The sequence below is a fragment of the Candidatus Hinthialibacter antarcticus genome, assembly GCA_030765645.1.
In the GTDB taxonomy this organism is placed as follows: Bacteria; Hinthialibacterota; Hinthialibacteria; order Hinthialibacterales; family Hinthialibacteraceae; genus Hinthialibacter; species Hinthialibacter antarcticus.
Map to the genome: position 1 here is coordinate 175,401 of JAVCCE010000015.1, position 16,291 is coordinate 191,691.

The following is a 16,291-nucleotide window of genomic DNA, read 5'->3' on the forward strand; positions in this document are numbered from 1 at the left end:
GCGGCGTCCAGGGACGCAAGCCGGATTCGATTATTTTTTTTATGCGTCCTACAAAACTGCTTCCATTGACCCCGAATGAACTCGCATGAGAGAATTATAGCGATTAAATGTATTTACATTTTCAGTGGGAGATTGTTACTCGCGCCTTGGTTTGGCAACGAAAGCTGTAATGTTGCGTATTTGCTGCTCTTTGGGGAATGGACCAGCAAGCATTTGTATATACCTTCATTATGATTTCATATTGTTGGCGCGGTTCTTCAATTTTCGGTCTCCTGCACAATCACCAAATAAAGGATGTGCTTCATGGGCCGTTATTGTTTTCCAATCACTCTTATTGAATCCATCAACGAAGAAACCCGCGTCAAGAAAGCGCGCCGCGCTCCAGGCAATCTGATTGCGACCGGCAGCCTGTCAATGAGCGCTTCATCCGCGCAATGCAAGGTTGCATCGGGAACGAATGGCCCCGCCGTCGCAACCACGCAGTCTCTACTGCAAGACGGCGCGAAATTACTCAAGGAATTGGGCCATACGCCCCTGATTCATAGCGCATTCGATGGCGCAGGCGACTCTACGGTACAAATCGCCTGGATGTCGGGCCACAACACCCTCATCGAAGTCTTGCCCGGCGACAGCCCCGTCATTCAGGTTGAAACCAGCTGGGCCGAAAGCGCATCGCAAGAGGGTTCGCCCGTTCTCAGCGCGATGATGCTGCTCTATGCGCTTTCGATCCTTGGCGGCGCTTCTCAACGCGACGCCCTGCACGCGCTGCTCGATTTTAGCGACCTGCTTGATGACGCACAGACGCAAGCGTTGAAGGAGGTCTTAAAAGACCGCCGCCTCGACGGCAACAGCGCCTTCGCCTTATTTATTGACATCGCCCACAACAAAGAACTCGCCGAAGAACTCGAACAATTTGACTTTACGCAATTACAGCGCGTACGGACGCCGTTGTTGTTCGCTGCGGGCAACCGCCTCGAAGCGGCCTTATTTTCACAACGGCGAAAAGCCAGCTCAACATCCGTCGAGATTCCCGAATGTCTCAAACAACTGACTCAACATTCAAACGGGGTTGTCATTGAAGCGGATGAAGTTGATGCGTTGACGAAACGGCTTGAAGCGCTCGAACTCGAAGATGCGGCGAAGCTCATCGAAAAAACCCTGAAATGGCGCGACCGCTGGGTGACCTGGCTGACCGGGCAGCAGCGTATTGATCTGCCCTATAACAACGAGCAGGTTGTCCGCATTATGAACGAGCCGATTGAAGACGTTGATGAAAAACGCGCCCTGATAAACGAAGCGGTGGCGTCAACCTACGACCAGACGCTCGAAGGCGAAAACATTCAGCGCATCACCTCCTGGTCGCGCGAAAACGGTATGCGCCTGGTGGCGGGCCGCCTCAGCCGCGCCTTTGGCAACCAGTCGCAGTTGTTGTCCGTATCAAAGGTGCTGGCCGATAAAGAAGGCCTTTTGCCCTATGCGAAAAAACTCCATCAAGCCAGCGCCTCGCTGCGCGAGTTGCAAACCCAGGCGGCGCGGCTGCTGCATTTGATCCAACAGCAAAAACCAACGCCGTTCGCGCAAACCGTGGGGGCGTTGAACCATTTTGAAGAAGCGCTGTTCGCGTTCCAGTCAAAAGAATTTAAACGCATGTTGCGCGAAAAAGACGAAGCCTCGCGGCGCGTGATCGGACGCCCGGACGCCGACGCCTGCGGCGCGGTGCTGGATTCGCTGCAAGAAACCACCCGTTCGTTGTATCGCTTGGCGGCGGAGTTCCGCGACCAGTTAGAACAAAGCAAGACCTCGCCAGCGGCGTTCATTGTGTTGATGCAACGGCTGCACCCCGCCGAGACGGTCAACCTCGCCAACGCCAACCTGCTGCGCGACGTTCACCCCGGCAAAGAAGACGACCTGCGCGACCTGATGCGCATCGGCGGACATTACACCTACAGTACACCGGGATCGGGCCTGCTCGCGGTCGACGGCGGCGATAACGAGCCGACCCACTGGGTCATTCACGTCGATGATTGGATCGAGGCGATCCCGCTGTTTATTCATGAGCGCGTAGTCAAGCGCACGGTAAAATCAGGCAATGATGAAATCACCATCGAAGTCATCGAAACCGAAGTCGATCAGGAGTCGATGGAGGCGTTTTTTAGAATTCACGCCGAATTTTGGGCGCAGAATATTGAAGCGGTGATGGACAGCCAACATGTGGGGCTGGCGCGGCGGTTGTTGGTGCAGCATGACGAATCTCTGCGCGCGCAAGCCGAAGCCTATTGCCGCGAGAACCCTGAAAAGAACGCCGATGACGCCGCCTGGGCGCTCATCAAAGAACATCCCGCCGCCTTACAGGGAGCATCCGCGCTGGGCGCGATGATCGGCGCCTTCTATCGCGACCAGGTCGAAGCGGTCGCGCACATCGTCGAGTCGCAGGACGTGCTGCGGCATGAAGCGCTCGAGACGGTTTTATCTACCGATAAAAAATCCGCTACGGCGAAAAAAATTCACGCCGCGTTAAAAGCAGGCGCCGTCGAAGCGATCAGCAAGAAAGCGCTGGCGACGGTGAAATCGAGCCGCAACGGGCTTGCCGACGAATGCAACCAACTAACCGCAATCGCCGACCAACCCACCCGCCGCACCAGCAGCCTGCACATTCTCACCACCGAATCAGCCGGGATGACCGAAGGCTACGTTCAAACCTGGATCGAGGAAGAAATCGCGCTGTATAACATCGTGCGCCATGAAAACCTCGAAAGCGCCGTGCAAAAACGCATGGGCGAATTTGGAACGCGCATTCAGGCGCTGAGCCGCAAGGTGATCGGCGAGTTCGGCATGAGCGTGGTCATCGACGAAGTGATGGCGCAACAGCGCCTGCCGGAACCGGCGGCGGTGATGACAGTGCTGATATCGTACAAACCCATCCTCAATGAGACCGCCAAACTGGGCGTACTAATCGAACTGATGGAGCGCGAAGGCAAGCGCAAGGTCAATGTTAAAAACGCCGACGATCCGAAAGAGGTCGATGCCTATATCAAGAAGAACAAAGCCGCATTGATGAAGACAGCGGTCGCCGTTGTTGCGAACAATAACGGCAAGGCGTTTGAACAACGGGTGGAAGCGCTGCACAAAGAAGCGCCCAAGAAAAATCTCTATGAAATTCAAAAGCGGGCCATCGCCGAAGAGAGCGATTATCAGGAAGAACTCGACGCCGTCATCCGCTTTGCGGCGCGTGACGCCGTGCTGGCGCAGTTGATGCAAAAACACCCCGAACTGCATATCGAAGACCAGATTGCGACGTATATCCGCACCCGCACTCAACTGGCGAAATCGACCGCGCGGAAAGAAGTGGTCGCTAAGAAAAAACTACACGCGCTGGCGCAACACCCGCTCTATTACTATCAGGCAGCGGGCGGCAACAAGCGCTACAACCTGCTCTACACCCCCAGCCGCGTTAACCTGGGCGAACGCGAACGCGATTCTGTCGTCAAGTGGCGGCAGTGGGTGGGCGGCGCCGACCGCTGGGCCGCGCAGGCCGGGTTTGAATTCTATAGCCTCATCAACGAAGGCGGCGTCGAAGAACGCCCCGCCCTGGCTTACGCCGAAATTCAAAAGACATCCGAGAACGCGCTGTGCGTCACTCATTTCGCCGGGTCGAACGCGCTGGCGCTGCTGTGTATGGCGGTGCTCGAAGGCGACGCCGAAGATATGGCCGACCAGATGAACCTGCGCGAAGACCGCATGGCGCCGCCTGCGGGCGAAGGCTACGGCGGCTATTGCGTGCCCAAAGACGGCCTATTTTTAGCGTTCGTGTTGTCGCTGCAAAACGAGATGAAGCTGCGCCAGATCGGCGTACCGGAACGCCTGCACGACGGCGTGATGAAAATGGCGAAATTCGTGTTGCTGCATCAACGCGACTTTGGTTCGTACTTCGACTGGCAGCGCTGGGCGGCGGACAAGCTGCTCAAGTACAGCGAGATGAAAAAATACTTCGACCTGCGCGACGACCTGATGGTGTTCCATATCAACAAGATTGCGCGCGCCGTCGAGAACCTGGGCCAGCCGTGGCACGAAACCACCGAAGGCTCGAAACTGATGGCGAACCTGGCGGCGCAATGGGGCGTCGAGCGCATGATTATCCGCGCGGAACAGGTCAACCGCTTTATGGTGTTCTACAAAGCCTGGATGATCTACGACGCGCTGCGCGAAGCGCGCCAGCAACATCCGCTCTGTCATAGCGAAGGCGAATCGGTCATCGCGCTCTCGGCGGAATACAAGCCCGTGCAAGACGTGCGCTTCTCGACGGGGATGCGTTTGTTTGAACTCTTCGCCCAAACCGGCGACCACCTCGCCCATTCGCTCGATGAAGAAGGCCAGAACCTGGCGTATCTGATGACCAACGGCTTTGATCCTAAAACGCAAGATTCTGTCGGACAGCGCATGTTGCGGCAACTCATGTCAGCGTTTCGCCTCAACCTGAAAGACAAGGAAACGGTTGAGCGACTGCAAGAGGCGTTCCCGCCGCATGACCCGCCGGGCGAACTGGTGATGATTTCGTCAACCATGTCGTCAACGCAAGATTTGTTGTTCTACACCAGCGACGCCAAATTGGATGAAATCGCCGACCAGGTGCAGGTCATCCTCAATGACTACGGCCTCACCGAAGACCAGATTCGCGCCAATGCGACCGTCTTCGGCGGGCGCCTGCGCCAGTGGGCGGGCATCAACCAACTGCCAGCGTCCGAACAGGACGATCTCATCTCACGCGTCGGCGGACGCATCCACGCGCTGGTCTTACGCATGCGCGGGCCGGGGCGTTCGTATGAAACCGACATCCAGGGCGTCGACGTCATCAACACAGGCATTCCCTTCCCCGAGCTGGTCGACCAGTTCGACGACATGCCGCGCCTGATCGCCATGATGCGCAACGGCAACCCGCACAGTGCGCTCGCCATCGCCGACGGCGCCGCCGGACGCGCCCGCCGGATGTTGACCTACTTCGACGTGATGCAATTCTTCGCCGCCTGCGAAGCCATCGAACGCGGGGGCGTCTATCGCGGCATCGGCCTGGGCAAGCGCAACATTGATCGCCTGCGCGAAGACATGCGCCGCCAACGCGCCCGCGCCGCCTCGCTGTTTGACGCAGTCGCCGCCGTCGCGCAATGTGAAGGCGATGCGCAAACCAAGGCCGCGCAAAACGCGTTGACGTTGTATCACGCTCTGCAAGAAGAAATCACCGTAGAAGAAGAAGCGGGCAAGGCGTTGCGCGAAGAAGAAAAGCTCAAACGCCACAAAAAATGGAAACTGCGCGATTCGCACATCAGCCAGGCGCTGATCAAAATCAGTGCAGGCCTGCCGCTGCAACAACTCGATTGGGGAACCTGGACCGCCGGCGTGGGCGGCGTGTTCGTGGTGATTGGCGAGCAGGAAGACGATATCGAAGAACGCCGCGCCGCCTGGAACATGGGTGTCTCGTTCATCGCCAAACTTTGCCCCGCGCAAAGCGCCGTCGATGTGCAGCCATTCGAGGGCGATGCGCTCGAAGCCGTTTGCGCGGCGATGGTGCGCCCCGCCTATCAACCGGAAACGCAACGCTTCACGCAGCAGATGTTGGTCGAGTCATCCAGCAAGGCGGTCGAAATCGCCGCCCGTGAAGCGCTCGAACGCCGCAAAGCGCTCAAGGTACGCGCCGAACGCGCCCGCGCCTTCAACCAGCGCGAGGACGGTTTCCGTGAGGCGTTCCAAAACGAAGCGGTCGCGCCGTTCGATGAGATATGGGCCAGTGCGCAAGATTGTTTGAACGCCATTCAACGCGACATCAAGTCGCTGCAAGGCATGAAAGCCGATTCGCCCAAACGCCAGAGCCTTCAGAACAACGTCAACAAAACATTTGGCCGCGTCATCGGGCTGACCCGCGCCTCCTTCACCCGTTTGGTGAAAGACCACATGCCCGAAGACAGCGCAGAGCGCCGATCCAGCAAGCAGAAGGTCCTCGACGATCTGGCGCTGGTCTACACCGGACGCGAAATCATCTTCGAGCATCTCAAACAACTGGCGGGCGGATATGAAGACGTGGGAGGAATCGCCCGTTTGGCTGAAGCCGCTAAAGGCGACCGCAAAAAACTCGACGCCACCGCCAAAGCCATTGAGTTGTTCTACGTCACGTTCGCATTGGCGCAAACGCTGGAATTCTCGGTTGCGCTGACCGAAGACCTCGATGAAGCCATGGCCTGGAAGAACATCACCGACTTCTTCGCCGAGTCGATCAACGACCACTGGTATGAATATTGGCCGTGGGCCTATTCGCGCGGCGTCGGCTTTGAGCCGGTTCCGCGTGATGAGCGCATCGCCCTGGCGGTCGAACGCCACGCCTGGTTGTATGACTACATGCGCGGCGTCTTGCTTTACGCGACCGAATTGCGCGATCTCAGCGTTGCCGATCAAGACCAACTGCTAGGCAATTTCTGCGGCAAGAAACAAGTGGTCGCCATCGGCGCCAACGCCCAGACGGCGGACGAACGGCAATGGCGGGCCTACAATCAATTGCGTGAAATCGCCTTTATGAAGACGGACGGTTTCTTGTTGCCTCCAGTGATCGACTTAGACCCGGATCTCATCGAAGCCGACAGTCGCGTCAATCTCGCGTTCTTGTATCCCGTTGGGCGCACCCACGTTTCGCGCGCTTTGCGTGAAGGCCCGACGATTAACCAGGAGTTACAATCCAAAAAGAAAACCGGCGTCAACATCATCATTACCCGCTATAACGATTTCGCCGAAGTCGAAGGCGCCAAACGCAAAGTCATTTTATTGACCGACGGTCATCTCTATATCAGCGAAAAAGAATATAAACAGGCGCTGCGCCAACAGGGCATGAACGCCAAGCAGATCAGCGAACGCATCGCCCAAGACAAAGCCAGCGGGCGGCTCACGCCCAAGGGCATTCGCGTCGCGGCTCGTTTTGCGCAAAACGGAAAGCCCTCGCCCATCGCGGTCAGCGGCTTGATGCCGTTCCACGGCCTGCCGCTCTACGACAGCGGCCAAACCGAAGCCGAGGGCCTGCCCGCCACCACCCAGTCGCGCATTCTCAGCGACATCACTTATGACAAGTCGATCTACCCGGGCATCTTCACGCCGAAAACAGGCGTCCATCTGCCGCCGGAAATTGACTGGATGCAAGACTGGACGCAAGGCGCATCGTCAAAAGACGCGCTGCGGGAAATCTGCGAAGGCCGACCCGCAAACGGCTTTAGCGGGCTGCGCGCATTCGCCAAAGAACACCCCATCGTGCTCATCAAAGGCGCGGCGGAATCGGGCGCCCGCAACCTCAAGGTGTTCGAAATCCAAGACGACTATACCCGCATCCAAGAAGACGCCCTGCTCGACGCCGCGAAGTTTGTCTTGCAGGTTTCAAAGTCGCAAAACGTGGTCATCCAAACTGCGATTATGACCTCGCCCGAACTATGGGCGTCGCCTGAACTGATCGACCGTTTCGTTGACCGCCAGGTGCTCGAATGGAACACCCCGGTCAAGCGCGAACATTACCCGCGCCCGCAGATTTATGGTTCGCTGCGCATCGTGGCGTCGTCGTCGAATCCAAAACGCAAATATGACACGGCGTTTCCAATTTCGCTCATCAGTCTGCAAGTCGCCACCAACGTCGGGCGCGGCGGCACCCTGGAGACGCTGCGGCCTGAATTTATCCAAGAGCGTTACCGCAAGCAAATTCTCGACGGCTTGCACAAAGAAGGCCCCAAGGCGCTCAATGCCGTCAATGAATACATCAAGCAACACGGCGCCGAGTGGGAACAGCGCACCGGACTCAAGATCGGCGAAGATTTGCGCGGTGTTTCTTATGGCTGGGCGAATTACCTGATGTGCGACTATCTGGTGCTGCCCGTCTTCAAACGCAATGGGCGCCTAGTCGATTTGGAACCCGAATGGGACGCGCAAGGCCGCCGCATCGGCACCAAAGCCGTGCTGCAAGATGAACGCGGACGCTTCGAGGGCGAGATCGCTGAATGGCAATTCATTCACCTCGAACCCAACGTCGGCATCGGCCTGTGGGACCGTTACAACCTGCGCGAAGAAGTGCAGGAGAACGAAGCCGTCTTACGCGGCGAGCGCAAATTTGACTGGAACAACATCGGTCAGAGCGACCGGGTGGTGTTGACGAACTTTGCGCTGTCCAGCGCCGAATATCTGAAGGCCAACTTTGGCCGCAGCGGCGTCCAACGCGCAAATATCACCAAAGCGTTTGAAAGCGGAAAGTAAGCAAGCCGGTATAAGGCTTGGGTGAGTCTCTCTTCGCTTCGGTGCGGGCTTTCAAGCCCTTATGCACAGGCGCTCACAGAGACTCGCCCAAGCCTTTTTCATTTCGCATTATGCACCTTCTTCTCAATGTGAAGTGTCGGGTGGCAAGGGCAAGGCGTCGCAAAGCGACGGCAGCCCTTGAGATATTGCTTGAATGTATCGCTTTGTTTGTGCTGTTTTGAGATCCCCCCTGGCGCTTTCAGCGCCGTCCCCCCTTAATAAGGGAGGCTAGGGGGGATCAGATTTTATTAAACGCATTGAGAATAAACGATAGTGATTTATGATTACTCATTGGAGCGGTCGGGCCGCTCCCGTTTTTGCGAAATCTAAAGGAGAATATCGGGATGACGTACCCTTATATGCGCGGGGCTTACCCCGCTTTGGTCACGCCGTTTACTGAAAATGGAAGCGCGGTTGCATTAGACAAATTGGGAGCGATGGTCGAACGCCATGTTCAAAAAGGCGTGAGCGGGCTGTTTATCTGCGGCACCACCGGACAAGGCCCCAACCTGACCGCCGATGAAAAAATCGCTGTGGTCCGCGAAGTGGTCAGCGCCGCCGCCGGACGCTTCGAAGTCTGGGCGCAAGTGACCTGCGACGATTGGCCCGGCACCCTCAAGACCATCGACGCCGCGCTGAAAACCGACGTAACCGGGCTGAGTTTTTTACAGCCCTGGTACTACGGCGTCGATGTTGAAGCGCAGTATCAATTTCACGCGCGCGCCGCAGAACGCGTCGAAGGCAAGCCCGTCTATTTATATAACATCCCCCAATGCGCGGGCAACAACATCGAAGTTGACACCGTCAAACGGCTGCTGGATTCGTTCGAGGTGATTCGCGGCATCAAAGAAAGCGCCAGCCCCGCCGCCGTGCGGCGTTGGCTCGACCTGCAATGCGAGCGCTTTCACGCCACTTGCGGGGTGGATACCGTCGTGGCTGAAATGCTGCGGCTCGGCATTGAAGCCAACGTCACCTCGTTCGGCAACGCCGTCCCAGATTATTTTGTAAACATTCACAACGCCGCCCGCAAAGCCGACTGGACCCTCGCAACCGAATGGCAGCAAAAGTTAAACCGTCTGGTTGACGCTTGGGACAGCAGCGTCCTGATCCCCAAATTACTCGAAGCCTACTGCATCTTCGGCGTTGAAACCGGCTGCGTACGCCCGCCGCTGCGCGAACTGAGCGACGCTGAACGCGCCAACGTGAAAGAGTGGATCGAAAAAGAGGGCTTACAGTAAGGTCACATGAGACAGGTTAACTGATATCTCGCAAGACCACGCGGCAGGGGCTGCCGTCGGCGTCTTTGAATTTCAGCGGCAGCGCGATGAGTTCATAGCGCCCCGGCGGCACGTTGCGCAGGTCGAGTCCCTCAACGATTATCATGCCCTTGCCGCAGAGTTCGTGATGCACCGGATGGCCGGGGTTCTTAAAGGCTTCGATAGAAAAATAATCAATGCCCACCAGTTTCACGCCCGCCGCCGTCAACGCCCGGGCGGCATCCAACCCCAGCGCGGTAAAATCTTCGTGGAATTTTGTATCATCAATATAGGCGCTGTTGCGCGTTTTAAAAATGATCCGTTCGACGCCGTCGAGCGGCGGTAGGTGCGCGGGCAGAATTAGCGGCGCATCGCCTTCAACTTCATGCACCAGCGCCGGGCCGATGAGCGTGTTCAAGTCGAGTTGGTCAAGACGCAGACCGTCCGGCTCAAAATGGTAGGGCGCGTCTAAATGGGTGGCGAAGTGGGTGCTCATCGACACTTTGGAGACGTTGCAGCCGCCGCCGTTACTCATCTCGCTGGTCGCGATGCGCACGTACGGCGTGTCGCCCGGCCAGCAGGGCTGGTTTTCGTGAAGGTCTAAGGTCAAATCATACAATGCCATGTTCATGCTCCATTCATAAAAAAGGCGTTCCCAAATGAGAACGCCTTTTCGCAAGTCATTTTGCCTGCATCAGCCTTCGTCGCTTGTTTCTTCTTGCGTTGAAGAGCGAAGGTCGGCGATGGTTTTGTCGCCGTTCAAATATTCATACGCGGCCTTCAACTGGGGGTCGCGTTCAAACTGGCGCTCGAGCCGTGAAACGTGGTCGTAATCTTTTTCGGTGATTTCTTTGGCTTTTTCAAAGGTGATGCGGTCCACGTGAATGTCCGGCTCAATGCCAAGATTGTGGATGCACTTGCCGGAGGGCGTGTAATATTTCGCCACTGTCAAACGCAAGCCTGCATCGCCGTCGAGCGGGAACACTTCCTGCACGGAGCCTTTACCGAAACTTTTTTTGCCCACCACGACCGCGCGATGGTTGTCTTTGAGCGCTCCGGTCACGACCTCAGACGCGCTGGCCGACGCCTCGTTCACCAAGATCACCATGGGGATATCGCTAAACCCGTCCAGGCTGGTGATTGAATCGCGAAATTCTTTATAGGGCGATTCGCGCCCGTAGGTATACGTAATCAACTCGCCTTTGGGCAGAAAAATATCAGCAATTTTAACCGCCTGGTCAAGATAGCCGCCGGGATTATACCGCATATCAAAAACGAGTTTTTCCATGCCCAGCGTTTTTAAGTAGAGCAGCGCGTCGCGTACGTCTTTGCTGGAATATTGATAAAAACTCGATAAGCGGATATACCCGATGCCGCTCTGCTCGCCTTCGTCATCAAGCATCTCGCGCATGATGTGAACTTCGCTATTGATAGGCGCGCGTTTGAGGGTGAACTCTAACAGTTCCGGCGCATCCTTGCGCTTCACCGTCAAATTCACTGGCGTGTCTTTTTCGCCTTTAATCAGATCAATGGCTTCTTGTAATTTGTCAGCATAGGCGCCTTCGAGTTCTGAAAGCGGCTTGCCGTTAACGCCAGTGATAATATCGGAGGGCTGGATGCCGTTTTCGTAGGCGGGCGAACCCTGCAACGGGGTAATCACCAGCACGCCGAGGTCGGATTGGGTGTCCCAATCTACGTGGATGCCAACGCCGTAAAATTGATGAGACTCATCGGGCTTTCCCGACAAGACGCGCTGAAGTTCCTGGTGTTCGACGGGCGGCAGATACTGGCTATAGGGGTCTTCGAGGGCGATCACTAACCCATTGATGGAGCGGTTCCACAAGTCGCGAACGGTCGGCGTGGCCCCTTCAGGCAGTTGGCGCGAAACCAGTTCCAATGCGGTTTGGATGCGCTGGCTATAGATGGCTTGTAATTCTTTCGAGGGCGCATCGACCGGCACAACCGCCACCAAGCGTTCATTGGTTACTGGCAGAATGGTTTCGAGGCTCTTCCACGAATGTTCGAACAAATCGGCAAAATCGACTTTGTCTTCATAGCGCTCGCTGATTTGTTTGGTGACTTGATAAAAATTTCTGTGCCCTAAGTCATAATCCTGTTTATTGTCCGCCGCAGCGGTCAGGCACATAGAAAAGATTAGTATTGCAATCCATTGATTCAAACGCATCATCCATATCCTTCGAATGAGATTTTTCTAAGTAATTGTAGTGAATCCAAGACGATATATAAAGTTATTTCGCTGGGATTTTAGAAATATATCCAATGGCTCACCGTTGAGTGAAGTTGGACCGGGCTTTCGTAGACGCCATCTCAAAAATCCTTCATCGTTCGCTGCGTACGGGCTTTCAGGCCCTGATGCACAGGCGCTCCCGGAGTTGCACCCATGCCAAAATTGGTCTGTCAATTGTTAAAAGGTTGCAAGATTTTTCGTCATCATTGTTATTGAGACCGCTTCTAGTATACCTGAAGTATCGGCGCCAGCAGCTGATTGACTAATACGAAGCGAAACGGCTCCAATTGGGCCGCGTCGACGCCCGCATCAACCGCACGGCGCCAGCCGATTATAGACTCAAACGGATGGCCGCCCAGAGAAGAAACGATCATCGAATAATACCACACGGCTGAATCACCCGCAACCCGCTCTTTTTGTTGAAGTTCGAGCAAGAAGTCCCGCGCTGGCTCATACTCGCCCCGGCTGAGGCGCTGTAACAAAATATCCGACAGTAATTTTTGAAAGAGCGCCCGGTTTTCATCGCTCCATTGGACGCTTGCCGCGACAACATACACATCTTCCGCCAGATCGAGGCGCTGGCTGCGAATGTAAAATTCGACGGTTTGCCGGGCGACTTCAAAGTTGTGCGGGTCATTATGGGCGCTCATGCTAAATAGAAAGGCCGCCGAAAGCCAGTCGCCTCTCGCTTCTGCGCTGAACGCCGCTGGAAGCAATGAGCGCTCGACGAACCCGGGGAATTTCAAGGTCAGTTCGCTGACAAAATACAGCCCCTCTTCAGTGCGCCCGGTCTTGCCCAAGGCGAGTGCCAGCCAACTCAGCACGTCTTCATCGGTGGGCATAATTTTTGACGACGCGGTGAAGGCCTGGATCGCTTTTTCTGCGTCTTCGGGCGATTGCGAATGTTCCCACGCCCATAAATAGGCTTGTCCTAAATAGGTATAGACGCCGTAATAGGTGTAACTTTTGAGCGTCTCTTCAAACAGTTCAATACTACGCCGGACTTGTTCAACGTCACTCGCTAATTTGCCGCGTTCGTAGGTATCAATCGCCAAAATATATCGGTTGGAACCCAGTTCGGGCGCAATTTCAATCGAACGCTGTAAACTGAGATAGCCCCATTCAAGCCATTGGTTTGCCCCGTCCCTATCGCCTTCGGCGGTCAGATTGGCGGCGGCGACCCCATAGCGTCCATGCAATTTGGCAAGGTAATCGGCCAGCATGTATTGATAGACTGGCATCGCGGTAATGAAGAACGCAACCACGCCAACCGCCCCCATCGCCCATTTTTGAGGCGCAGCGAGTTTGGTCAGCCAGTCCGGCGACCACTCACGGAATTTGGGCGAAGCCAGGTGGGCGACCAGCGCCCAGTTGGCGATGAACAAACAACTCGCCGGGGCTTCATGAAAGGGGAACCCAAACAACGCGCGGGTCATGGTCGCCAGGGTTGCCGTCGCGGCGAAAATCCCCAGCAATGACCGCTTGTCATAGAGCAACTGACCAATACATCGCAAATGAACGGTAAACAGCCAAATCATCAGCAATAAGCCGGGCAGCCCCAATTCGGCCCAGGCCTGAAAATAGTCGTTGTGCGCCCGTTGGGTGATAGACCCCACAGGAGGAAGCCCGATCGAGGTTCGGGGGTGCGCCTCAAACCACTCGCTTTGATACTCAGGATACTGTTGCATCCATGACGCGAAACCGACGCCGGTCAGCGGCTTGTCTTTCACCATTTGCAGCGACATCCACCAGACGCGCGGGTAGGTTCCGGTCATGAGGTCCTGGTAGGAGGTGGTGAAGCGCCCGAAGACATTCTGATTGACGAACTCTGAACGCGGCATCATCCATACGGCGAATAAGACAACGATAAACAGCGCCCCAAGACTAAGCCCGCGCAGCGCCCATTGGCGTATCGCCTGTTTGGCTTCTTCGTGCGAGTCGCCAAACGCCCAACGCAACCCGGCGCGCTGGAACGCATAGACCAAAAACAGCGTTGTGGTGATTAACATCAGGGCGACGCCGCGGCTTCCGCCGAGAATGATTAATGCCAATCCCAACAAAACATACGCCGCCGTGAAGACGCGCAGCCCGACGCTTCGCGCGCGAAGGCCGATGGCGCCAGCGAGGATGCAGGCAATGGCGATGTAGCCCGTGCTGGGGTTGTTATGCCCGAGAAATGAGCAAAGAAACTGGCGCTCGTAGGAACCTTTCGACAAGGTCATCGCTTCAAAGCCGGGAAATGCAAACCCCGGCGTATCGGTCGACATCTGGCGCAAGCAGCCCAACATCACGCACATGCCCGTGAAGAAGACCGTCCAGACAAACAGGCTGCGGAATTTTTTATAGCGAAAACACACCGTCCAAAGCGGAAACGCCGACAGCAACGCGAAAAAGATATACCCGTGATAAAGCGCCGACTCGTCCGGGGCGGAAAAGGTTCGCAACGCCGCCCACGCAGCGAACAACAAAACGGGCGCGTCGTATGGCGTCTTCGCCAGGGTAAACCGCCCGACCGCCAAACAATGGCCCAAATAGGCCAGCCACGCCGACAACGCGAGAACTTGCCCCAGCAAAAATTTGTTGATTAAGACATCGGTGAAATGCCCGTTGTAATACAACGCGGTAGAGACCAACTGAAAACACAGCAGGCATAGGGTTAGATGTAAAAACACGGTAGGCCGAGTCGCGAGATCGGCTTTGGGCCGTTTAACCATTACAGCGCGTCGCTCTCCTCAAGGGGTAAATGTACGGTGAAGGTCGTACCGGCGCCTTCGGTGCTGGCGACTTCGATTCGACCGTTCATAGAATAAATGATTTGGTGGACAATCGAGAGGCCAAGCCCGGTGCCGCTGGCTTTTTTGGTAAAAAACGGGTCAAAAATTTTGTCGAGTTCTTCTTTGGCGATGCCGGAGCCTTCGTCGGTCACGTCGATGATCGCTTCTGCGCCGCGCACCCGCATGTGAACGCGCAGTTTGGCGTCCAGCGGCGCCTGCTCCATGCTCTGTAAGGCGTTTAATAACAGATTGACAAACACCGCCGTCAGCTGGCCTTCATTCACGAAAATCGGGACCGCCTGTTTGGGCAGCGAGGTTTCAATGATGCGCGTCCCGGCTTGGTATTTCACCAACGCGGTGGAACTCTGAAGAATATCGCGCAAGTCATGGTGGGCGGGCGTGTCGCGCTTGGGCGAGGCCAGCGACAACAAGCGGTCAATCATATTTTGACAGCGGGTGGTTTCGGTCTCGATCAGTTCCAGTTCTTCGCGGTTGGGGTCGTCTTCGTCGGCTTTTTGGCGGACGTAAGCCGCGCAAGATCGAATAATGCCCAGCGGGTTGCCTAACTCATGCGCCAATCCCGCCGCAATTTGTCCCGCGATGGTCAAGCGGTCTGAGCGCATGATGCCCGCCGCCGGGGGTTGTTTGGGATCGCGCTCCGAGATCAACGCGATACAGTAGCGTTTGTTTTGCAGCCCCAAAAAGGTCGGCAGGATTTGCACGGTCTCAGGCCGGTCATCGTCCGGCAGGGTAATCATTTCATCCATTGGGGTTTCGGCGTGAAAGCGCAACAGCAGGGCGTTACGGATCGACTGGGTGGCTTCCGGCCAATCATCAACTTTCGATTTGGGCAGTTCGATGATTTGCCGCGCCGCTTCAGAGGCGACTTCGAGTTTGCCCTTGTCGTCCACGATGAAAAATTTCACCGGAAACTGCTGTTGAATATCAGTCCAAAAATCATTGCGCCGCGCTAAGGCGTGACATTGGCGGTTGAGCGCGTCGATCCAAACGTGAAAGACGCGGGCGCTCACCCACATATAGAACAACCCCGCCAGACTCAATAGCATGTCGGAAAAAATATATTTCGGCGCGCCGGTAGGCGATTGATACGAACTCAAGAGGCCGTAAATCGCAATCACAATCACGCCGCCGAAGACGCTGTCCAACAATAATTGGGTAAACTTCTTGAAACGCGGCGCCAACAACATCACCGCCATCGGCTGTAAGAACAAAAACCACAAGTAATTGCCCGCGTCGGGAACAAAGATCAAGAAAAACACAAACGAGGCGTCGGCGCCCAACGACAGCCCATTGAGCCAGGCGATGGTATGGCGGTTTTTGAGGCGCCCTTCGGAATCGCGGCGATGGCTCATCCACAACATCAAGACAAACAGCAGCGAAACCGCCGTATAGATAATGGTCGGCGTGACGAAATGATAAATCGCCGAACGAAACGCCGAGGTCGAGAGGATCCACTCATACGCGACCGTGGTGGGAATAATAAACCACTTGTTGACCAGCAAGAGCCGGAACAACATGCGTTCGCGTTCGTCAACTTCGTGAATTTGCGCGGCGTCCATAAGCGTTAGAAGTTAATTCTGTTTAATACAAGACAATATCAAAATCGAACCAAAACATCTCATTATTATCAAGAAAATAGCACGGTCTTGTAAACATGCGAAGCAAACCGCTCAAAAGAAAGAAAA

The 16,291-nt window shown here is 55.8% G+C and carries 6 protein-coding genes; 2 read left to right on the forward strand and 4 right to left on the reverse strand.

Annotation, left to right across the window (positions count from 1 at the left end; translation table 11 throughout):
* The first annotated feature begins 303 nt into the window (after nucleotides 1-303).
* Together P9L94_05320 and P9L94_05325 are read left to right on the forward strand one after the other, a co-directional pair.
* Nucleotides 304-8,268 carry a hypothetical protein gene (locus P9L94_05320; protein ID MDP8243483.1) on the forward strand — a complete coding sequence of 2,655 codons (7,965 nt, stop codon included), beginning with the start codon at nucleotides 304-306 and terminating at the stop codon, nucleotides 8,266-8,268.
* A 383-nt stretch (nucleotides 8,269-8,651) separates the two neighbouring features.
* The gene (locus P9L94_05325) at nucleotides 8,652-9,545 is read left to right on the forward strand and encodes a dihydrodipicolinate synthase family protein (protein ID MDP8243484.1); all 894 of its coding nucleotides are present in this window, start codon (nucleotides 8,652-8,654) and stop codon (nucleotides 9,543-9,545) included.
* 16 nt (nucleotides 9,546-9,561) lie between these two features.
* Here the strand turns inward: P9L94_05325 and P9L94_05330 are convergent, their stop codons facing one another.
* From P9L94_05330 to P9L94_05345, 4 genes are all read right to left on the reverse strand, one after another.
* A complete protein-coding gene (locus tag P9L94_05330) occupies nucleotides 9,562-10,188 on the reverse strand; it encodes a cyclase family protein (protein ID MDP8243485.1) in 627 nt (208 codons plus the stop codon).
* Nucleotides 10,189-10,257: 69 nt separating this feature from the next.
* A complete protein-coding gene (locus P9L94_05335; protein ID MDP8243486.1) occupies nucleotides 10,258-11,751 on the reverse strand; it encodes a S41 family peptidase in 1,494 nt (497 codons plus the stop codon).
* A gap of 284 nt (nucleotides 11,752-12,035) precedes the next feature.
* A complete protein-coding gene (locus P9L94_05340; GenBank protein MDP8243487.1) occupies nucleotides 12,036-14,525 on the reverse strand; it encodes an O-antigen ligase family protein in 2,490 nt (829 codons plus the stop codon).
* Nucleotides 14,525-16,165: an ATP-binding protein gene (locus tag P9L94_05345; protein MDP8243488.1), complete on the reverse strand. Its 1,641-nt coding sequence runs from the start codon at nucleotides 16,163-16,165 to the stop codon at nucleotides 14,525-14,527. The genes P9L94_05340 and P9L94_05345 overlap by 1 nt, the downstream gene beginning before the upstream one ends.
* Nucleotides 16,166-16,291: the final 126 nt, after the last annotated feature.